The organism is Streptomyces termitum (genome assembly GCF_014650175.1).
Lineage (GTDB): Bacteria > Actinomycetota > Actinomycetes > Streptomycetales > Streptomycetaceae > Streptomyces > Streptomyces termitum.
This window is the reverse complement of record NZ_BMUL01000004.1, coordinates 477,847-498,060: the sequence shown is the minus strand read 5'-3', so window position 1 is coordinate 498,060 and position 20,214 is coordinate 477,847. Positions and strand designations below refer to the sequence as shown.

Annotated in this window: 17 protein-coding genes and 1 tRNA gene; 9 read left to right on the top strand and 9 right to left on the bottom strand. The window is 75.4% G+C overall.

All coding sequences use genetic code 11. The features are described from left to right. Positions 1-23 precede the first annotated feature (23 nt). The 3 genes from IE219_RS10805 to IE219_RS10795 form a co-directional block, all read right to left on the bottom strand. Positions 24-857 carry an SAM-dependent methyltransferase gene (locus IE219_RS10805; protein WP_189976371.1) on the bottom strand — a complete coding sequence of 278 codons (834 nt, stop codon included), beginning with the start codon at positions 855-857 and terminating at the stop codon, positions 24-26. A gap of 178 nt (positions 858-1,035) precedes the next feature. Then, positions 1,036-1,455 (bottom strand): hypothetical protein, encoded by a 420-nt coding sequence (locus IE219_RS10800; protein ID WP_189976370.1) that lies wholly within the window; start codon positions 1,453-1,455, stop codon positions 1,036-1,038. Beyond that, entirely contained in the window at positions 1,452-1,997 is a 546-nt protein-coding gene (locus tag IE219_RS10795; RefSeq protein ID WP_189976369.1) for a hypothetical protein, read from the bottom strand. Before IE219_RS10795 ends, IE219_RS10800 begins: the two co-directional genes overlap by 4 nt. Positions 1,998-3,545: 1,548 nt before the next feature. Here IE219_RS10795 and IE219_RS10790 point away from each other — a divergent pair. After that, entirely contained in the window at positions 3,546-3,974 is a 429-nt protein-coding gene (locus IE219_RS10790; protein ID WP_189976368.1) for a hypothetical protein, read from the top strand. After that, complete coding sequence (locus IE219_RS10785) at positions 3,971-5,224, top strand: cytochrome P450 family protein (protein ID WP_189976367.1); 1,254 nt, start codon at positions 3,971-3,973, stop codon at positions 5,222-5,224. The genes IE219_RS10790 and IE219_RS10785 overlap by 4 nt, the downstream gene beginning before the upstream one ends. A 500-nt stretch (positions 5,225-5,724) precedes the next feature. On the opposite strand, the gene IE219_RS10775 is transcribed toward IE219_RS10785, so the two are convergent. Next, positions 5,725-5,798 (bottom strand) — tRNA-Pro (locus IE219_RS10775). A 111-nt stretch (positions 5,799-5,909) separates the two neighbouring features. On the opposite strand from IE219_RS10775, the gene IE219_RS10770 reads away from it, so the two are divergent. Continuing rightward, positions 5,910-6,440: a DUF309 domain-containing protein gene (locus tag IE219_RS10770; RefSeq protein WP_189976366.1), complete on the top strand. Its 531-nt coding sequence runs from the start codon at positions 5,910-5,912 to the stop codon at positions 6,438-6,440. Positions 6,441-6,680: 240 nt separating this feature from the next. On the opposite strand, the gene IE219_RS10765 is transcribed toward IE219_RS10770, so the two are convergent. Both IE219_RS10765 and IE219_RS10760 read right to left on the bottom strand, forming a co-directional pair. After that, positions 6,681-7,058, bottom strand: coding sequence for a DUF488 domain-containing protein (locus IE219_RS10765; protein WP_189976365.1), 378 nt, complete (start codon positions 7,056-7,058; stop codon positions 6,681-6,683). A 29-nt stretch (positions 7,059-7,087) separates the two neighbouring features. Continuing rightward, on the bottom strand, positions 7,088-7,690 hold the full coding sequence (locus IE219_RS10760) for a TetR/AcrR family transcriptional regulator (RefSeq protein WP_189976364.1): 603 nt from the start codon (positions 7,688-7,690) through the stop codon (positions 7,088-7,090). 237 nt (positions 7,691-7,927) lie between these two features. Between IE219_RS10760 and IE219_RS10755 the strand changes: the two genes are divergently transcribed. The 6 genes from IE219_RS10755 (at position 7,928) to IE219_RS10730 (ending at position 16,823) form a co-directional block, all read left to right on the top strand. Continuing rightward, the gene (locus IE219_RS10755; RefSeq protein WP_189976363.1) at positions 7,928-8,773 is read left to right on the top strand and encodes a phosphatase PAP2 family protein; all 846 of its coding nucleotides are present in this window, start codon (positions 7,928-7,930) and stop codon (positions 8,771-8,773) included. Beyond that, a complete protein-coding gene (locus tag IE219_RS10750; RefSeq protein ID WP_189976362.1) occupies positions 8,770-9,972 on the top strand; it encodes a DMT family transporter in 1,203 nt (400 codons plus the stop codon). The genes IE219_RS10755 and IE219_RS10750 overlap by 4 nt, the downstream gene beginning before the upstream one ends. A gap of 104 nt (positions 9,973-10,076) precedes the next feature. Then, complete coding sequence (locus IE219_RS10745) at positions 10,077-11,087, top strand: SPFH domain-containing protein (protein WP_189976361.1); 1,011 nt, start codon at positions 10,077-10,079, stop codon at positions 11,085-11,087. Then, positions 11,084-12,004: a hypothetical protein gene (locus tag IE219_RS10740; protein WP_189976360.1), complete on the top strand. Its 921-nt coding sequence runs from the start codon at positions 11,084-11,086 to the stop codon at positions 12,002-12,004. Before IE219_RS10745 ends, IE219_RS10740 begins: the two co-directional genes overlap by 4 nt. Positions 12,005-12,196: 192 nt before the next feature. Then, on the top strand, positions 12,197-13,063 hold the full coding sequence (locus tag IE219_RS10735; RefSeq protein ID WP_189976359.1) for a GNAT family N-acetyltransferase: 867 nt from the start codon (positions 12,197-12,199) through the stop codon (positions 13,061-13,063). 832 nt (positions 13,064-13,895) lie between these two features. Beyond that, the gene (locus tag IE219_RS10730; RefSeq protein ID WP_229849698.1) at positions 13,896-16,823 is read left to right on the top strand and encodes a LuxR family transcriptional regulator; all 2,928 of its coding nucleotides are present in this window, start codon (positions 13,896-13,898) and stop codon (positions 16,821-16,823) included. Positions 16,824-16,844: 21 nt separating this feature from the next. Here IE219_RS10730 and IE219_RS10725 read toward each other — a convergent pair whose 3' ends face one another. The 3 genes from IE219_RS10725 to IE219_RS10715 form a co-directional block, all read right to left on the bottom strand. Continuing rightward, positions 16,845-17,933, bottom strand: a complete 1,089-nt coding sequence (locus tag IE219_RS10725; protein ID WP_189976358.1) for an ABC transporter substrate-binding protein — start codon at positions 17,931-17,933, stop codon at positions 16,845-16,847. A gap of 7 nt (positions 17,934-17,940) precedes the next feature. Continuing rightward, positions 17,941-18,600: a maltokinase N-terminal cap-like domain-containing protein gene (locus IE219_RS10720; protein ID WP_189976357.1), complete on the bottom strand. Its 660-nt coding sequence runs from the start codon at positions 18,598-18,600 to the stop codon at positions 17,941-17,943. 74 nt (positions 18,601-18,674) lie between these two features. Further along, the gene (locus IE219_RS10715) at positions 18,675-20,000 is read right to left on the bottom strand and encodes a cytochrome P450 (RefSeq protein WP_229849697.1); all 1,326 of its coding nucleotides are present in this window, start codon (positions 19,998-20,000) and stop codon (positions 18,675-18,677) included. Positions 20,001-20,214 lie beyond the last annotated feature (214 nt).

Genomic DNA, 20,214 nt, shown 5'->3' with positions numbered 1-20,214 from the left:
CACTTCGGCCGCCCCGCGAGAAGTCACCGGGGCCCGGGAATGACGCCGACACCGCCCCACTCGACCCAGTCCTTCGCGCGGCGCTCCAGCGGCGGAGGGGAGGAGTCGGGCATCCAGTCGATCACGTCGACGAGACCGGGAGGCTCTATGGTCTCCAGACCGTCGAAGTAGCGCGCCACCTCGTCGCGTTCGCGGACGCGGCCCCAGTGCCCCGCGGTCGCCTCATCCATGAGGCGAGTGACCTCGTTCCGTACCACGGGGTCGTCGCTCACGAGCTGGCAGATCACCATGCAGCTGCCCGGAGCCAGCCGGCCGGCCACCTCTCTTATCACCGCAGCGGGGTCCGTCTCGTCGGGGCTGTCCGGAATGCAGTGCAGCACGGAGACGAACAGGGCCGCGATCGGCTTGGTCCAGTCGAGGAAACCGCTGGTCGCCCTGTGAATGGCTTCCGTTTCCCGGAAGTCGATGTCCAGAACATGAGTGTTGCTGTTGTCGTTCAGGTACGTCTTGGCGTGCGCGAGGACCATCGGGTCGTTGTCGACGTACACCACCTTGGCGTCGCGGTCGAAACGCTGGGCGACTTCATGCACGTTGTCCTGCGTCGGCAGGCCGCTGCCGTGGTCGAGGAACTGGGTGATGCCCCGTTCCTGCACGAGGTACCTGACGACGCGCCGCAGGAAAGCCCGGTTGTTCCGGGCGAGTTGCTGTGTGCTCGGTGCGATCCTCAGCAGCTCGCCACAGGCTTCACGGTCGACCTGGTAGTTCTCTGTTCCGCCGAGTAACCAGTCGTACATGCGCGCCGCGCTGGCGTAACTGCTGTCGATGGTGCGAGTTTGGGGTTTCTCCCCGTATGCCATATGTGTTCCCTACCCCGACGCGAGCCAACTCCTTCGAGCTGTAAGGGCTCATCGTAGGAGGGGGGAAGTGGGGGCGGCTAGCCGCTCGGAGGGGTGTAACGGTGTTCTACCCGCGAGGGTGTATATCCCGTGCACACCCGGCGCGCACCTGCTAGGAGAGGTGCGCGCCAGGTGCGTGTCAGTTTCCGCCGTCAGCCAGCCGGCGTTCCGCGCCCCGAAGAAGGGCCAGGGCTTCGGGCCCCGCCAGCCCCATCAGGCGGGCGGCACCCGCCAGGGGAAGGTGAAGCTCGTGGTGGAGCAGGAGGATGTCGGCCTGGTCGCTGGGCAGAAGCGAGTGGATCCGCCCCGCGGAGCTTCCTTTCGCCGCGGGGTGCTGTTCGGCCTTGGCGCGAAGTCCTCTCCACACCCATGCCGCTGGTGACACCGTGCCGAGAGCGGTGGTCCACTGTGGCTCCACGGCGTCGAGCGCAGCCTGTACGCAACGTCTGGCCTCGGAGCGGTCAGCCGTCCAGGTTTCGGCGTAGCGCACGTACCAGTGCTGATTCGATTCGCACATGGCTTCGTATGCGAGCCACAGCGATGTGCGGGACCGGCTCACCGTTTCCCGCCCTTCGCCCCTCGAACAACATCGCCGGGATCGCCCTGCGCGTCGTGCGGATCGGAACCCGCCGGGACGGAAGGGCAGCGAGATTCCGGAGGGAAGCCCCTGGCGGCCTTCCGGGCCCGCAGCAGTCGCCGCACCCGATTCCCGCCCCACCTGGCCCTGGCCGAGGCCGCGCTCATGCCGGCGGAACGGCCGATCTCCTCCCAACTCTCTTCCTGTCGGCGCGCGTTGTTGACCGCCACGGCAACCAGCGCCTCGATGTCGCTCGCCGCGGCGTCGGCCAGACGCAGGACGTCTTCCAGCGGCTTCTGCCGCCCCGAACGTAACTGGATCGCACGATCCAGCAGGTCGTCGGTAACCGGCCCCCACGCCTTACGAAGTCCGTCGGGATCGCGCCGGGCCCGGTCTCGATCTCGATCTCGCTGCGCCTCGCGGCGGCACCGGGGCTTGCAATACAGCTTGGGGCGCCCGGTCTTGGGCTGCTTGATAGGACCCCGGCACTGCTCGCACCGGACGGTCGGTGATGGCTGTGCCATCGGTGTCTCCCTTCGCCGCCCGGCCCGCGGGTCGCCCGGCGGGCCGGGACTCGGGCTGCCAAGGCCGGGTGGGGCCCAGAAGGGCCCCACCCGGAGCGGATCTTCAGATCCGGCGAGTACGCGCGAGGCGCAGCATGCTGCGGCGTGCCGTCAGGGCCAGCGGCAGCAGCCCCGGCGCGACCAGGGGCCACAGTTCCGGGGAGGGAGGGCGGGCGGACCACCACGATGACGACGACAACGACCGCCAGGCTGATGACGACCGGCGGACTGCCGCATACACGCGGATCCAGAAGCGTCTTAAAGGTTTCGCCCGGACGCTCGGCAGGGATAATCGGGAGGGGTCGGCCGGGCGGACCCTGTCAGGCACCCGGCTGATTTCACCAGTCACTTATTTCCTCTCCTATGAGGATCGAGTGGCGATACCGGCGGCCCCGGGCTGGACCCCGGGGCTGCCGGCACGCAGCACGGCATAAATCGAGCCGCGTGCCGACGGTCCTACGATATCGCTACCCACAGGCGTTTGCGACACTCCCTTTAAAGATCCCGCCGCGGGAAATAGTGTCCTATGCAAGCCTCCATTTCCGCTCGAATCAGATCCCTGATTCACCATCTCTTGATTAGATGACGCGAATCTCTAGATCGATTCTGATCACATTCGGTCGATCTGGATCGAGCCGATCCGAGTCGACCTCTAGAGGTGAGGTCGGAAGGCTTGAGGCTCTTCCACATGCCGAGATCCTCCCGATGCAAGTGGAGCCTTGCCGTCCCTGGCCGTTCGCCCGTGCAGATGGGAAAAATGCGAACGTGCACAAGCTAATTTTTGAGTGTGATCCACGAAGAGACTGCACGGTACGCCGAAGATGATGCCTTTGCGGATCTGCAGACGTTCCTCCCGTGGGAAGCTACGGGGGCAGCGCTGGGAAAGCGAAGCTTCTTCCGTGCAAGGCGATGATCTGCCAGGTTCTTCTGCCGACTTGCCCGAGCGGGCCGACCCCGGCCACGGCCCGAAGCCCCGCGCCGGACGCCGCTCGACGGCACCCCCGTCGGCGTGCGCCCAGTCGTCAGCGTGCGCCCAGTCGTCGGCGAGGGCGTGGGCCCCGTCCGGGCAGTGCCCGTGCACGCCGGTGATCATGCGGCGGTGCTGCTGCCACGGGAAAAGGGGGGACGATGCCGCCGACGAGGCCGGTGAAAGCGTCGGTGGCGGTGACGGTGACCATGGCGCCTCCTGGTCGATGAGACCGGCAAGGTGGCCTCGGCCGCCGCCTCGGTGGCAATGGCCCGGGCCCGGTCGGGACCGATCCCGGCATGCACCCCTTCGGGAAACGGCGCCGCCCCGCGCGGCCGAACTTCCCGGGAAGGACGACGTCGCCCCGGTACCGCCAGGGGACGAACCACCGGGCGAAGAGCCGGGCCGGCCGGTAGCCGCGTACCCGGGGCTTCACCGGGTGCCCCGCTTCAGGAAGACGTGGGCGGTGGCGATCGTGACCGCGAACTCCCCGTCGAGCAGTACGGGACCACCAGGCCGTGGTGGTCCCGTACGCGCACACCGTGGCGAGCGAATCCGGCACCGGCCGGTGCTTCAAGCCGCCGCCGCGCGGCTCGGCGACGAACGGCGGGACGACCACCACCGTCGGCATCAGCTTCGGGCGGATCTCGGCCAATCAGGGGCTGATGCTCTACCTGTTCGGTCTGCCGGGGCAGACCAGGCTCATGGAGCCGATCGCCCGCACCGTCCTGCACGGCACGCTCGGTGCCCTGGTCCTGGTCGACACCCGCGACCTGGACACCTCGCACCCCGTCCTCGGCCTCCTGGAGAAGCAGCGCGTGCCCTACGGCGTGACGGTCAACCGGTTCGACCACGTCCTGGCCCGCGACCCGCCGCTGGCGAACCACTGCTTCTCCCGCCCGCCCTCCCCCGTCGAGGTCGACGGCCGCCTCTTCCCCGCCCCGGAACACACCGAAGGAGCCACCGCGTGAACACCGTCCCGTCCCAGCCCATCGTCCTGGACCCCACCGGAGCCGCCCGGCACGCCGAGCACGCCCTGCTGCGCTCCCACGGCGCGGCCGTCCGCGTCGACGTCCTGGGCGTGACCGCCTGGTCCGTCTCCGACCCCAAGCTCCTCAAGCGGCTTCTGACCAGCAGCGACGTCTCCAAGGACGCCCGCACCCACTGGCCGGCGTACCAGGAGGTCGTACGGACCTGGCCGCTGGCCCTGTGGGTGGCGGTGAACAACATGTTCACCGCGTACGGCGCCGACCACGCCCGGCTGCGCCGCATGATCGCGCCGGCCTTCTCCGCCCGCCGCGTCCAGGCCCTCGCCGGTTTCGTCGACACCACCGTCCACGCCCTCCTCGACCGGCTCGGCACGCTGCCCGCCGGCGAGCGCGTCGACCTGCGCGAGCACTTCGCCTACCCGCTGCCCATCGCCGTCATCGGCCACCTCATGGGCGTCCCCGCCGACCAGCGCGACGCGTTCCGCACCGTCGTCGACGGCGTCTTCGACACCACCCTCACCGCCGAGCAGGCCACCGCCAACACCACGGCGCTGCAGACCATGCTCACCGGCCTCGTCGCCACCCGCCGCGAAACACCCGGCGACGACCTGACTTCCCTGCTCATCGACGCCCGCGACGAGGAGAGCGAGGACCGGCGGGGCCTGAGCGACGACGAACTGCGCGACACCCTCCTGCTCATGATCAGCGCCGGTTACGAGACCACCGTCAACCTCATCGACCAGGCCGTCGTCCTCCTCCTCACCCACCCCGAGCAGCTCGCCCACCTCCGCGAAGGCCGTACCGGCTGGGGCGACGTCGTCGAGGAGACCCTCCGCATGGAACCGGCCATCGCCCACCTGCCGCTGCGCTACGCCCTGAACGACATCCCCCTGCCCGACGGACAGGTCATCGCCCGGGGCGAGGCGATCCTCGCCTCCTACGCCGCCGCCAACCGCCACCCCAACTGGCACACCGACCCCGACACCTTCGACCTCACCCGCGCGAGCAAGGAACACCTGGCCTTCGGCCACGGCATCCACTTCTGCCTCGGCGCACCCCTGGCCCGCCTGGAGGCCGCCACCGCGCTCCGAGGACTCTTCGACCGCTTCCCCGCCATCGAACTCGCCGTCCCCACCCAGGACCTGCGACCGCTCGGCTCCCTCATCAGCAACGGCCACCAGACCCTCCCCGTCCACCTCACCACCCCACCGGCCTCCTCCCAGGTGTCGTGATGAACCTGGACGCCGTACGACACCTCCTCGCCGCGCACCCCCGCCGGGCCGAGATCGCCCGCGCCCTCCACCCGGAGACCGCGAGCCTCCTCCCCACACGTCCGCCCGGATCGTCGCGGTCGCCCGTTCCCTGGTCGACCAGGGCACGCCCTTGCAGCTGAACGACGTCGCCGGCCGCGCCGGGCTCGGAGTCGGCACCGTCTACCGGCACTTCGCCACCCCCGAGGTGCTTCTGGAGACCGTCGCCACTCCCTGCCGCGCACCACGGAACTCAAAGAGACGCTCCGATCGGTCGGGACCGCGCGCCTCGAAGGACTGCACGTCATGCCACAGCGCGCCTGAGAACACCGCCCCCTCCGCGTGCCCCGGCCCCTCCCCGGTCCCCTCACGACGGCCCGCTGACCGGCCAAGGGCGGCTGGTCCCCAGCCGGTCCCCAAGAACGACCGAAGGGCCGTTTCAGATTGCTCTGAAACGGCCCCTGATCTGCGACTCTCACGAGTCGGGACGACAGGATTTGAACCTGCGACCCCTTGACCCCCAGTCAAGTGCGCTACCAAGCTGCGCCACGTCCCGGTGCGCGTCGGCGGCGGGGTTTCTCCCGCGTCGGCGTGCAGGAGAACATTACCGCACTCCAGGGGTGGAGATCACGCGCCGGGGGTTTCGGGTGGGGCGGAGAATGGGGGGATGGATACGGGAGCGGGGCGGGTGCGGGATCGGGACGCGGAGGGGCGGGCGCGCAGTGCTCGGCCCCGGGACGGGTTGGGGCGGCCGTTGCCGTACGGGGCGGAGGGGGTGCCCCGGCAGCCCGAGGGGGTGGTGCGGGGGCCGGCGGGGACGGTGCGGGAGGCGCAGCGGCTGCTGGACGCGGGAATGCCGTTCCACGCGCACGAGGTGTTCGAGGACGCCTGGAAGTCGGGTCCTGAGGGCGAGCGGGAGCTGTGGCAGGGGCTGGCGCAGCTGGCCGTGGGGCTCACGCACGCCGCCCGGGGGAACGCGGCGGGCGGCGCCCGGCTGCTGCGGCGCGGGGCCGGCCGGGTCGCGGGGTACGCGGCCGGGGGCGGGGAGGCGTACGGGATCGACGTGGGCGGACTCGTCGGGTGGGCCGGGGGGCTGGCCGCGCGGGTGGAGCGGGGCGCCGACGAGGGCGCGGCGCCGCCGGACGCGGGCGTCGAGGCGCCCCGGTTGGCTCTGCCCGGGGGTGGCCTCGGGGCGTGACTCCGGGCGACTCCGCGAAGTGGTTCCGGGCTGACTCCGCGAAGTGACTCCAGAGGCTCCTGGGAGGGGGTGTTCCTGGCGGCCCTGGGAAGCGGCTCCAAGTGGCCCGGTGGAGTGACTCCGGTGGACTCTGGGAGGTGCTTTCCGGATGGCTCGGTGGAGTGGCCCCGGGTGGCTCGGTGGAGTGGCCCCGGCGGGTCCGGCGGTGGTGCCGGGAAGTGGTGCCGGGTGCCCCCGGAGTCATCCGGTCAGTTCTTCCCTGAGGACCGTCGTGTGGCTGGTCTCGGGGTGGCGGGTGGCGGTGAGGAGGGTGAGGGGGCCGGTCTCGGCGAGGGTGCGGAGGTGGTCGAGGGCTTCGGCGGCTTCGGGGGCGGCGAGTTCGGCCTCGTAGCGGCGGCGGAACTCCTCGTAGTCGCCTTGGCCGGGGCCGTGGAACCAGTGGCGGAGTTCCGTGGAGGGGCAGAGGGCCTTGGGCCAGACGTCGATGTGGGCGTCGGCCTTGGCGAGGCCGCGTGGCCAGAGCCGGTCGACGAGGACCCGGGTGCCGTCGCCGGGGGACGGGGGCTCGTAGACGCGGCGGACCCGGACGTCGGGGGCGGGTGCGGGGGTGGTGGGCATGGTTCCAGGGTGCGCGTCCCCGGGCCGTGTCACCCGTCGACGCGCAGGACGGGCAGGAGGACGGCGTCGACGAAGGCGCGGGTGGCGGAGGCGTCGGGGAAGCGGTCCTCCAGGAGCCGTTCGATGCGGAGCAGGCCCATGAGGCTGGGGGCGACGAAGGCGACGGCGGGGTTGTCGGCGGCGACCTCGCCCCGGTCGACGGCGCGCTGGACGACCGCGTCGATGGCGGCGACCTCGGGGGCGATGACGGTCTCCCGGAGGGCCGTGCGCAGATCGGGGTGCTGGAGGTACGCCTGGGCGACGGCCTCCATGAGTTCCGTGTCGCCGGCGTGGCGGGTGGAGGCCATGCGGGCGGCCTCGTGGAGGTCGCCGGCGAGGGTGCCGGTGTCGATGCCGCGGAAGACCGCGCAGCGGCGGGCGGCGAGGGCGGCGGTGACGAGGCCGGGTTTGGTGCCCCACTGGCGGTAGAGGGTGGCCTTGCCGCACTTGGTGCGGGCCGCGACGCCCTCCATGGTCACCGCGTCGTAGCCACCCTCGCGCAGGAGGCGGAGGACGGCTTCGTAGAGCTCCGCCTCGCGTTCCGGCGTGATCTTGCTGCGGCGGGCGGCGGCGGTGGCGGCCTGCGTGGACATCGGTTCCTCCCGGAGATCCCCGGACCGGTCTGCCGTGACGGGCCCGTCGCTCCACTCTCCGCACCTCTGTGCGTGCACCTGCGTGCACAGACGAGAGTAGGGGGCGCACAATCGAGACGCAAACGTATCGAGACGGTTGCGTCTCGATGAATTCGGATCTAGAGTTCCTCCGTTTGTTGCAGATGTGAACGATTGACCGATGAACCGATCGGTCGACGAACGGACGGAGGTCGCGTCATGGCCGGCCGGACAACCGGGGTACGGGGTACCCCTCCCGCCGGTCCGGGGGCCGCCCCGGACGGGACCGACGCGCCGGGCCGGAGACCGCCGCTCCTGCGCGAGCTGCTGCTCGTCGGCGGCCTCTTCCTCGTCTACAAGCTCGGCCGCCTCCTCGCGAACGGCCACGAGACCCGCGCCTTCCACAACGCCGACCGCGTGTGGGACGCCGAGCGGGCCCTCCACCTCCCCGGCGAGGGCGCCGTGCAGCAGCTGCTGCTGCACGGCGGCGAACCGCTGATCCGGATCGCGAACACGTACTACGCGGCCGTGCACTTCCCGGCCACGATCGCCTTCCTCGCCTGGCTGTACTGGCGCCGCCCCGCCCACTACCTGTGGTCGCGGCGGGTCCTGGCGCTGCTCACGGGCGCGGCGCTGGCGCTGCACATCCTGCTGCCGCTCGCCCCGCCCCGGATGCTCGCCGCGGCCGGCCTGGTCGACACCGCGCGGGTCTACGGCCCGTCCGTGTACGGCGCCGCGCCCGAGGCGGACTCGATGGCGAACCAGTTCGCCGCCATGCCGTCCCTGCACTTCGGCTGGGCGCTGATGGTGGCGATCGGCCTGATCGCCGCGAGCCGGTCGCGGCTGAGCCGCTGGTGGCTGCTGCACCCGGCGCTCACCCTGTTCGTGATCGTGGGCACCGCCAACCACTACTGGTTCGACGCGCTGGCCGCGGCCCTGCTGCTGGGCCTCGCCCTGCTGGTGGTGCCGCCGCCGGTGGGCCGGGCCGCCGCGTCCGCCGCGCCGCCCGCGCTCCCCCGGCGGCGGTCCGCCGGGGACGTCGTACCGGCCGGAGTGCCGCGATGAACGCCGCCGCAGGCACCGTGCTCGCGGTGCTCCTCTCCCTCGTCTCGGCCGCCGGGTACGCCCTCGCCGCCGTCGCCCAGGCCCGGCTCGCCGCCGCCTCCGCCGCCGCCGGCCCCTCGGGGCGGGGCGCGCTGCGGGCGCTGCTCGCGCGCGGGCGGTGGTGGGCGGCCGTCGGCCTGAACGCCGCCGGTGCCCTCGCCCACGTGGCCGCCCTCCACTACGGGCCGCTCACCCTGGTGCAGCCGCTCGGCGCGCTGACCCTGGTGGCGGCGCTGCCGCTGGGCGCGTACACGGCCCGGCGCCGGGTGACCCGCGCCGAGTGGCGGGGCGCGCTGTGGACGCTGGCGGGGCTGGTCGGCCTCGTCGCGGTCACCGGGCCCGCCGCGCCGGGCGAGTCGCTGAGCCTGCGCGAGGCGCTGGTCGTCGCCGCGCTGACGGCGCTGCTGATCGCGGGCCTGGCGGCGGGCCGGCTGCCGGGCGCCGAGGGCGCGACGGGCCGGGTCAGGGGCGGACTCGGGCACGCGACCGCCTCGGGGATCGCCTCCGGCGTCGGCTCGGCCCTCACCCAGACCCTGACCGTCGCCCTCGCGACGGGGCTGCCGGGCGGCGGGCCGTCCTGGTGGCAGACCGCGCTGCTGGCGGTGCTGATCTCGGCCTTCGCGATGGGCGGGCTGCTGCTCTCGCAGGCCGCCTACCGGGGCGGGCTCGCCGCGCCGCTCGCGGTGGTCAACCTGGCCAACCCGGCGGCCGCCGCCGTCATCGGCGTGGCGCTGCTCGGCGAGACCTTCCGGGCCGGCGCCTGGGGCTGGGCCGTCGCCGCCGCGGCGGCGCTGGTCGCGGCCCGGGGCGTGATCCTGCTGACCTCGGGCGGGCCCGTGGCACCGGCGGGGGAAGCGGTGCCCGCAGGCCGGGCCGCCGCCGGGGCCGAAGCGGGGCCGGCCGTACGGGCGTCCTCCCCGGCGGCCCCGTCCGGTGGCGCGGCGGCGGGCTCGGGCCGCACCGGCGCGCGGGGCGGCGCCCCCGCCCCCGTACCGCACCCCGATCCCCTGACGGACCTCGTTCCCGCGTCCCGTCCCGATCCCGTGGCGGGCCCTGGCCCCGTACCTCTTCTCGATCCCGTGCCGGGACTCGTTCCCGCGCCCCGGCTCGGGCCCGTGGTGGATCTCGGCCCCCTGGTGGAGGCCGAGCCCGCTCGCTGAGCCCCTTCCGGGCGGTTCGCCGTCCACCCCGAACCCCCTTAGCGTCAACTTGACGAAAAAGAGGAACGCCCTCTACCGTCGTGATGACGACAAGGGGGTTTCTCATGGCCGACATCACCCGCCGGGCCGGCTGGCGCCATCTCCGCTCCGCGCCCACCGCCCACATCCGCCACCACCGGCGCGGAGTCCTCGCGCACGACGGCACCGGCGCGAGCTTCTGGTTCCGGCCGCTCAGCGCCGCGCTCTCCGAGGTGCCGGTCGACGACCGCGAACTCACGATGGCCTTCCACGCCCGCACCGCGGACTTCCAGGACGTGAGCGTGCAGTCCACCGTCACGTACCGGATCGGGGACCCCGAGACCGCCGCCGCCCGGCTCGACTTCTCCATCGACCCCGACACCGGCGTCTGGCGCGGCACCCCGCTGGAGCAGATCGCGACCCTGCTCACCGAGACCGCCCAGCAGCACGCCCTCGACGTGCTCGCCCGCACCCCGCTCGCGCGGGCCCTGGTCGACGGCGTCGCGGCGGTGCGGGAGCGGATCACCGAGGGCCTCGCGGCCGAGCCCCGGCTGCCGGGCACCGGCATCGAGGTGGTCGCCGTCCGCGTCGTCGCCATCCGGCCCGAGCCGGAGGTCGAACGCGCGCTGCGCACCCCCGCCCGCGAGCAGATCCAGCAGGAGGCCGACCGGGCCACCTACGAGCGGCGCGCGGTCGCCGTCGAACGCGAGCGGACCATCGCCGAGAACGAACTCGCCAGCAAGATCGAACTGGCCCGCCAGGAGGAGCGGCTCGTCGAGCAGCGCGGCACCAACGCGCGCCGCGAGGCCGAGGAGTCCGCCGCCGCCGACGCGGTACGGGCCGAGGCCGAGGCGGTCCGCACGGTGCGGCTCGCGCGGGCCGAGGCCGAGGCGGCGCGCGAGGTCGGCGAGGCGCGGGCGAGCGCCCAGACGGCCTGGCTCCAGGCGCACGCGGCGGCCGACCCGGCCGTCCTGCACGCCCTCGCCCTCACCCGGGCCGCCGAGCAGCTGCCCCGGATCGAGCACCTCACCCTCTCCCCCGACGTCCTCACCGGCCTCCTCGCGAAGCTGGGCGGCGGCCCCGGCGGCGGGGCGTGAGCCTCGCGCCCCGGGCGGTCCTCGTCCACCGCAGGACGGAGTACGAGGAGCTGCTCGCCCGGCACGGGACGCACGGCCAGGCCGCCTTCTTCCTCGCCGCGCGCGGGCGGTCGGCCGACGAGGTCCGGCAGCGGCACGAGCGCGTCCACCGGGCGCTCGCCGCCGTCGCCGGGGCCGTCCCCCTGACCTGGCGGCAGACCCGGGTGGAACGCGCCGATCTGGACCGCTTCCTGTTCGGCCCCGAGGACGTCGTCGTGGTCGTCGGCCAGGACGGGCTGGTCGCCAACACGGCCAAGTACCTCACCGGGCAGCCCGTCGTCGGCGTCGACGCCGACCCGGGGCGCAACCCCGGCGTGCTGGTCCGGCACCGCCCGGCCGACGCCCGGCGGCTGCTGCCGTACGCGGCGGGCGGCGGGGCCTCGGCCGACGAGCTGACCATGGTCGCGGCGGCCACCGACGACGGGCAGCGGCTCCTCGCCCTGAACGAGATCTACGTCGGGCCGCCCGGCCACCAGACCGCCCGCTACACGCTCGGCACGGACGGCGGGGCGGACCGGAGCGGCGGGGCCGGTGCCGCGCCGGAGCCGCAGGCGTCCTCCGGGGTCCTCGCCGGCACCGGCACCGGCGCCACCGGCTGGCTCCGCTCGCTCTGGCGGCAGGGCTCGGGCGCCCTCGTCCTGCCCTCGCCCACCGAACCCCGGCTGGCCTGGTTCGTCCGGGAGGCGTGGCCGTCCCCGGCCACCGGCACGAGCCGGGTGGAAGGGCTCCTCACCGCCTCCGAGGGACTCCGCCTCACCGTCGAGTCGGACCGTCTGGTCGCCTTCGGCGACGGCGTCGAATCGGACGCCCTCGACCTCACCTGGGGCCAGACCGTCCGCCTCGCCGTCGCCGACACCCGCCTCCGCCTGATCGCCTGACCGCCGCGCGGAGCGGGGGCGGCGCGGCGGCCGGAAAGCGTCGGTGGTGGTCCCGGGGCCGGGGTGCCCGGCGCTAGGGTGGGGCGCTTTGCCCGGTTCGCCGTACGGGCGCGCCGCGGTCGTACGGCTCCGGCGGCGCCCGGCCCGCGCCCGCGGGCCCGCCCTCCCCCACCGGCACCGGAAGGACCCGCCGTGACCTCCCTCTCCCCCGGCTCGCTCACCGTCGCCCCCGCCACCCGCGACGACTGGGAACTCGTCCGCGCCTGGGCCGCCGAGGAGGGCTGGAACCCCGGCCGGTCCGACGCCGACGCCTTCTTCGCGCAGGACCCCGCGGGCTTCTTCCTCGGCCGGCTCGACGGCACGCCGGTCTCCGCCGTGTCGGTGGTCGCCTACGACGACGCGTACGCCTTCCTCGGCTTCTACCTCGTCCGGCCCGAACTGCGCGGCCGGGGCCTCGGGCTGGCCACCTGGCGCGCCGGGCTGGTCCACGCGGGCGGGCGGACGGTGGGGCTCGACGGGGTCCCCGCCCAGCAGGACAACTACCGGCGCTCCGGCTTCTCCACCGCCTACCGGACCGCCCGCTACGTCGGCGAGGTCCCCGCGTCCGGGCCCCCGGCGGCCGGGATCGTGCCGGCCGAACGGGTCGATCCGGCGCTCCTCGCCGCGTACGACACGGCCTGCCACCACGCCGAGCGGCCCCGGTTCCTCTCCGCCTGGCTCGCCACCCCCGGGCACCGCGCCCTCGCCCGGGTCGTCGACGGCCGGGTCACCGGCTACGGCGTGGTCCGGCCCTGCCAGGACGAGGCGCGCGTGGGGCCGCTGTTCGCGGACGGCCCGGCCGACGCGGCGGCCCTCCTCGACGCGCTGGCGGAGGAGGCCCGCGGGTTCGGCGCCCGGTCCGTCGCCGTCGACGTCCCCGACACCAACCCGGAGGCGGGCCGGCTCGCCGAGGAACGCGGACTGACCCCGACCTTCGAGACGGCCCGCATGTACACGGGCCCGGTACGGCCGGTCGCCCGCGACCGCGTCTTCGGCGTCACCACCCTCGAACTCGGCTGAACCCGCCGCCCCGGCCCGGCCGTACGGCCCCGGCGGCCGCCCGCCGGGGCCGTACGGGACGTGGAGGCGCCGGCGCCCTCGGAGGCGTACAGGAGTCGGGGGACGTTCCGGGGCCCGGGGGCGCGTACCGGGGTCGGGGGCGCTCCCAGGGGCGTACGAGGGGCGCGTGAGCGTCGGGCCCCGGGCCCGCGAGGGGAAGCACGGGACGGGGCGCGGGGTCTCGCGGGGCGTCCGGGCGGTCCCTAGGGCGACCCCCGTGGTCCCTCGCGGGGGGACAAGGGTTTTCCCCGTATCGCGTTCACCCGGCCGTTGCCTACTGTCCTGCCCACCGGCGGTTTCTCCTGCGCGGCGTCCCCCTGGGCGCGGTGCGGGACGGGCCGTTCCGGTGACGGCCTTGACCCGGGCCGTCGGCGCCGGTGGCGGCGCACGGGCCCCCCAGCCCAGGGACCACGACGGCGACCCCACCTCGCCCCGCGACTCCCGCGCCGCCGCCACTGCCCCGCCCCTCGCCCCGCCGACCGCTCCGCACCTGACGCACGCGCGCCCTGTCCGTCCGCGATGTGTGCGTCGTGACATCCGCCGCACCGGCCGCCCGGCGGCCGCCCCCTGAAACCCCGTCTCCTTCCTTCCCGGCTCCGTCGCTCCGACGTCTGCGCTGGTCAGCGGCGTGCGGCCGGTCTATACCACGGGAGTTCCGCCGGAGTCCGGGGAACGTCTCGCGCGTGCGCCCGTGTCCGTATGCCGGACGCGGGGCCTGGACGGGGACGCAGGGCTCCGTATCCTCTGCCCACAGGGCTCATGGGCGGGGCCCGCGGGCGGAGGTGGCTACCAGGTGACGACGGTTCCGCAGGGCCCCCTGCCCGCACGCGCCCCGGGCGCGGCCGGACCGCCCGCCCCGGTGGGCCGCGAGGAGCTCCTCGCCCGCCTCGAAACGGTCCTGCACGCCCGGGGCCGCGCCCTGCTCACCGGCCCCGCCGGGGTCGGCAAGACCGAGGTCGCGCTGGCCGCCGCCGCCCGGGCCGAGGCGCGCGGCGAGGCCGTGCTGTGGCTGGCGCCGCTCCCCGCCGACCGGGCGATACCCGGCGCCGCGGCGGCCGCCCTGGTGGCCTCCGTGGCGGCGCGGGTGGCCCGCCCGGCCGAGGGCACGGGCGCGGGCGGCGCCGGGGTGTTCGCCCCCGGCCTCCTCGACGACCTGCCCGAACCCCAGCGGGCCGCCGTCGCCATGCTCTGCCGCGAGGCACCCGTCCAGGAGGACCGGGACCCGATCGCGCTCCGCCTCGGCATCGCCCGCGTGCTGCGCGCCCTCACCCAGCGGGGCCCGGTCCTGCTGGTCGTGGACGGGGCGCAGTTCCTCGACGCGGACAGCTCGGACCTGCTGCGCTTCGCGCTCCACCTCGCCCCGCCGTCGCTGCGGGTGGTGGCCGTCGAGACGCCGGAGCCGTACGGGGAGACCGCCGAGTCAGGGCCGTACGGGGAGGCGGGGGCCGGGCACGAGGGGCACGAGGTCCCCCCGGGGCGTTCCGGCCGTCTGTGGGTGCCGTCCGAGGCGGACCTGCTGCTGGTGCCGCCGCTGCACGCCGACGAGATCGCCGAACTCCTCATCCACCACCGGCTGCCGTCCCGGATGGCCGGCCGCATCCACCGGGCCAGCGGCGGCAACCCCCGGCTGGCGCTCGCCGTGGGCCGGTCGCTCGCGGACGCCCGCACCCCCGTGCACCACGCGGAGGCGCTGACGCTCTCCGGCCGCGCCCGGGACCTGGCGCGGCAGCTCCTGGGGGCCGCGCCGCCGCCGGTGCGGGCGACGCTGCTGCTGGCCGCGCTGGCGCTGCGGCCGTCGGCGACGCTGGTGCGGCGGGCCGGGCGGCCCAACGCGGAGGCGGACCTGGCGGCGGCCGAGCGGGCCGGTCTGGTGTCGCTCGCCGAGGACGGTTCGGTCGCCTTCACCGCCGGGCTGCTGCCGTCGACGCTGGTGCACGACGCCTGCTGGGCGGAGCGCAGCGCCGGGCACGCGGCGCTCGCGGAGGTCGTCGACGACCCGGTGGAGGCGGTACGGCACCGGGCGCTGGCCGGGGACGGTCCCGACGAGGAGCTGGCCGCCGAGGTGGCGAGCGCGGCGGAGGCCGCCCGGCGGCGCGGGAACAGCGCGCTCGCGGCCGAACTGGCGCTGCTGGCGGCCGAGTCGACGCCGGGCCGGGACGGGGTGCGGCGGATCGCACGGCTGGTCGACGCGGCCGAGGAGGCGGCGCGGGCGGGGCGGGCGGACCTGGCGATGCGGGCGGCGACGGACCTGCTCGCGCGGGACGCGTCCCCGGCCGACCGGGTGCGGGCCCGGCTCGCGGTCCTGGACACCGCCGGGCAGGGGCTGACCGGGCTGGACGACATGTACGTGCACGCGATGGAGGATTCGGAGGAGGAGACCGCGCTGCGGGCCGCCGTACAGCTGCGGCTCGCCCTCAAGTACGTGCTGGCGGACGGGGATCCGGGCCGGTCGCGGCAGGCGGCGGTGGAGTCGGCGGCGCTGGCCGCGTCGGTGGGCGACCCGCTGACCGAGGCGCAGGCGCTGACCGTGCGGGCGCGGATGGAGCGGGCGCTGGGCTCGCCGGAGGCGGAGACCGTCCTGGCACGGGCGCGCGGCCTGGAGCTGGAGGAGCGTCCGCTCGGCATCCACAACGCCGCCCAGATCCTGACGATCCGTCACGCGCTGTTCGACGACCGGCTGTCCGACGCGCGGGACGAGCTGAACGCGCTGCTGCCGCTGGTGCAGCGGCGCGGTTCGGTGGAGGACGCGATCGAGCTGTTCCGCACCCTCGCGGAGATCGAGTCGCGGATCGGGGCCTGCGGGGCGGCCCTCGCGCACGCGGGGCAGTCGCTGGCGCTCACCCTGGAGGCGGGCCTTTCGCCCGGTCCGGCCTGGTACGCGCTCGCGCTCGCCGAGACCGCCGGGGGCGGCCTGGGCCGGGCGGCGAGCTACGCGCGGCGCAGCGTGCAGGCGTCGGAGGAGGAGGGCGACCGGGTCTTCCTGTCCCGCAGCCGCTACGCGCTCGGGCGGGTGCAGCTGGTCAACGGCGACGTGGCGGCGGCCCTGGAGACGCTGCGGCGGGTGCAGGCGGACGAGCGGGCGCAGTCGACGGTGGACCCGTCGATGCTGCGCTGGCACGAGGAGTTGGCGGAGGCGCTGCTCGCGCACGACGCGGTCGAGGAGGCGCGGGCCGTGCTGGACGAGGTGCGGCCGGTGGCGGAGCGGCTGGGGCGGTCGACGGTACTGCTGGGCTGCGACCGGGTGCGGGGGCTGTGCCTGGCGGCGGAGGGGCGGACGGACGCGGCGGCGGAGCTGCTGACCGGGACGGCCGGGCGGTTCGCGGAGGCGGGGCTGCCGCTGGAGCGGGGGCGGGCGCTGATGGCGCTGGCCCGGGTGGAGCGCAAGCGGCGGCGGCGGTCGGCGGCGCAGGCGGCGCTGCACACGGCGGCGACGGTCTTCGAGCGGGCCGGGGCGGCGCCGTGGCTGGCACTGGCCACCGAGGCGCCGGCCGGTGACCTGCCGGGCGCGGCGCCGGGCGTCGACGAGGCGGCTCCGGCGCTCGCGGCGCTGACGGAGGCGGAGTTGCGGCTGGCCCGGCTGGTGGGGCAGGGCGCCTCGAACCAGGAGGCGGCGGCGAAGCTGTTCCTGAGCGTGAAGACGGTCGAGGCGCGGCTGACCCGCATCTACCAGAAGCTGGACGTGCGCTCCCGCTCGCAGCTGGCCACGGCGCTGCGCCCGTGACCTGACCCCGCCCCGCTCCCGTCAGCCGGTGTGCAGGACCCGGAAGCGGGCGGGGTCGGCCGGGTCCCGGTCGGCGACCTGGACCGGCGGCTCCGGCCACTGCCACAGGCCGGTGCCGGGCGTGCGGGCGAGGCGGATCCGGCCCCGGGTGCCCTCGGTGTCGGTGTCCGGCCAGGCGCGGGCGACGGCCGCCCGGTCCGCGCCGTGGGCGCGCAGCAGGTCGGCGAGGACGGCGATCGTGTCGTACCCCTCGAAGGCGACGAAGGAGGGCGCGGCGCCGAGCCGGGCGCGCAGGGCGCGCTCCACGCGGGTGCCGAGCGGGCCGAGCCGGTCGGGGAGGTAGCGCAGGAAGGGGACGGCGGCGCCGTCGGTGCCGAGGAGTTCGGCCCAGGAGGCGAACTCGGGCTGCCCGGCGGGGGCTCCGACCAGCGTCCCGGCGAGGCGCGGGTCGCGGCGGACCGCGCGGACGATCGGCACGGCCGGTTCGGGGTGGCCGGCCAGGAGGAGGAGCGCGGTGGCGTCGCTCCCGGCGAGGGCGTCGCACACGCCGCCGGGGCCGAGGGCGGGGACGTCGAGGACGGTGACGGTGCCGCCGTGCGGGGCGAGGTGGTCGCGCAGGAGGCGGGTGCCCGCGGCCCAGTAGACGCTGGGCTGGGCGGCGACGGCGAGGTGGCGGTGGCCCGCGCCGAGGAGGAAGTCGCCGTACGCGCGCCAGCCCCGGGACTGCGGCGGGGCGAGCCGGGCGACGCCGTGCGCGGGGCTGTCGGTGAGGGCGTCGAGGACGGCCGAGGAGCAGAGGAAGGGCAGGCCGAGGGCGTCGGCGCGGGCGGCGGCGGCGCGGGCGGCGACGCTGTGGTACTCCCCCGCCAGCGCGACCGCGCCGAGCCGGTCGAGCTCGTCCACGGCCGCGGCGGCCCGGTCCGGGTCGGCGGCGGTGTCCCGGACGAGGAGTTCGAGCGGCCGGCCGTCGGCGCCGCCGGCGCCGTTCGCCTCGCGGACGCCCTCTTCGATCCCGGCGAGCAGATGCCGGCCGGCCTCGTCCCAGCCGGGGCGGGTGAGCGGGGCGAGGACCCCGATCCGTACGGTTTCCCGTCCCTCCGTCTCCGTCATCACGGCCTCAGACCGGGTGGACGGTGAGGAAGTCGCCCCGGACGGGGGAGCCGCCGCCGGGCGTCCACGCGGCGGTGACCCGCCCGACGGCCCCTGCCCCTGCCCCGGTCTCGGCGGGCCGCAGCACGCGGTGGAAGCGGAGGACGAGGGCCGTCCCGGACCCGTCCGTCCGGAGCCGGACGTCGGTGCGGTCGGCGCCGTCGACGATGTCCAGCGCCTCCGCGTCCCCGCCGGGGGCCGGGTCGAGGACGGCGGTGACGGTGGGGTCGGGGGTGTCGCTGAGGGACCGGTGCTGGGCGGCGGCGCGGCCGGCAAGGAGCGCGTACGCCTGCGCGACGAGGACCGGGTCGTGGGCGCCGTCGTAGATCCAGCGGGTGCCGAGCACCCCGTGCTCGGAGGTCCCGATGAGCGCGCCCTCCGCGCCGTCGAGCGGCTTGCCCCGGTACGTCATCGGCACCAGGTACACCACCGCGTCCGGGCCTTCCCCGTCGGCGACGGCCATGAACTCGACGCCGACCTCGCCCGCCGGGTCGTCGAGCCGGAAACCGCCGACCGCCACCGGCCGGACCTCTCCCGTCCCTGGCACGTACCACTCCCGGGTCGGCAGCCACGCCGCGACGAGCTCCTGCTTGGTGGGCCGCATGGTGGTGCGGTGGATGAGAGCCATGGACGGAACGCTTCCTCTCCTGGGGACCGGGACCGGCCGTCAACGTAACAGAGCGGCCCGGGGCGGCCGGTGGGTCAGCCGAGAGTGGCCGGGGCGGGGCCGTCGGGGCGGACGGTGATGCCGTAGGAGGTGCGGTCGGGGAGGGAGTGGAAGCGGGGGGCGGGGCCGGGGAGGAGGTGGGCGAGGAGGGTGGTGGACTCGCGCAGGGCGAACTGGAGGCCGAGGCAGGCGCGGGGGCCGATGCCGAAGGGGAGGTAGGCGCCGGGGTGGGCGGGGCGGCGGCCGGGGGTGGTGAAGCGGGTGGGGTCGAACCGCTCGGGGTCGGGCCAGAGTCCGGGGTCGCGGTGGGTGAGGTGGGGGCAGACGATCAGGTCGGTGCCGGCCGGGATCGCGTGGCCGTCGAGGACGTCGTCCTCGACGGCGTGGCGGGGCAGGATCCACGCCGAGGGGTAGAGGCGGAGGGTCTCGTGGAGGAGGGCCTGGAGGGCGCGGTGCCGTTCCTTGGAGCCCTCGGGTCCGGCGGCGAGGGCCTGCTCGCGGGCTTCCGGGTGGCGGTCGAGGAGGAGGTACAGCCAGGTCAGGGTGGTGGCGGTGGTCTCGTGGCCGGCCATGAGGAGGGTGACGAGTTCGTCGCGGATCAGCCGGTCGGTGTACTCGGGGCGGGTCGCGGACGCCTCGACGAGGACGCGCAGCAGGCCGGGGCCGTCGGGGCCCGCGCCGCCGTCCCGCGCGACGGCGACGGCCCGGTCGGCGACGGCGTCGATGCGGGCGATCCCCCCGGCGACGGCTCCGTGGGCGGCGACGGTGCCGGCGGGCAGGCTGGGCAGCGCCGTCATCACCTCGGCGACGGTGGCGAGTTCGCGTTCGGTCTCGGCGTCGAGGGGGTGGCCGGTGAGGGCCCGCCAGATGGTGTCGAGGGCGAAGCGGCGCATCTCCTCGCCGACGTCGAAGACCCGTCCGGTCCGGGCGTGTTCGGCCCAGCGGGCGGCCGTGACGCGGGCCGCGGCGGTGATCCGCTCCTCGTACCGGCGCATGCCCGGTCCGGTGAACTGGGACTGGAGGAGCTTGCGTTGGCGCCGCCACGCCTCGCCGGTGGCGGAGAGGACGCCGTCGCCGATGAGGACGCGGGCGCGGTGGGACCGCTTGACGTACCCCTCGGGGTGGCGGGCCAGGACGTGCTGGACGGCGTCGGGGCCGGTGACGAGCACGGTGGGCGGGGCGGCGGGGTCGAGGCGGAAGGCGCCGAGGCCGCCGGTCTCCGCCCGGACCTCGGTGAGGACGTCGACCAGTCCGCCGCCGTCCGCGAGCCGGCGCGCGACCCGGGCGGGGTCGAGCTCGGGGACCGGCCGGGGCTCCGGTCCGGGGGCCTGCCGGGGGCCGGGGGGTGCGGGAACGGCCACGGTACGGCTCCTGTTCGGCGGCGGCACGCCCGGGGCGCGGGGTGACGCGGGGTGGCGCGGGATCACCCCGCACTGTAGGGGCGCGGGCGCGCCGGACGACACCTCGGCCCGGCCGGGGGTGGCGGGAAAGAGACGGCGCGCGGGAGGGGCGCGTACGAACGGAACTGGTCCGGACCATTGACGGGGTCACAACAGTAAGGAAACCTGCCTATTC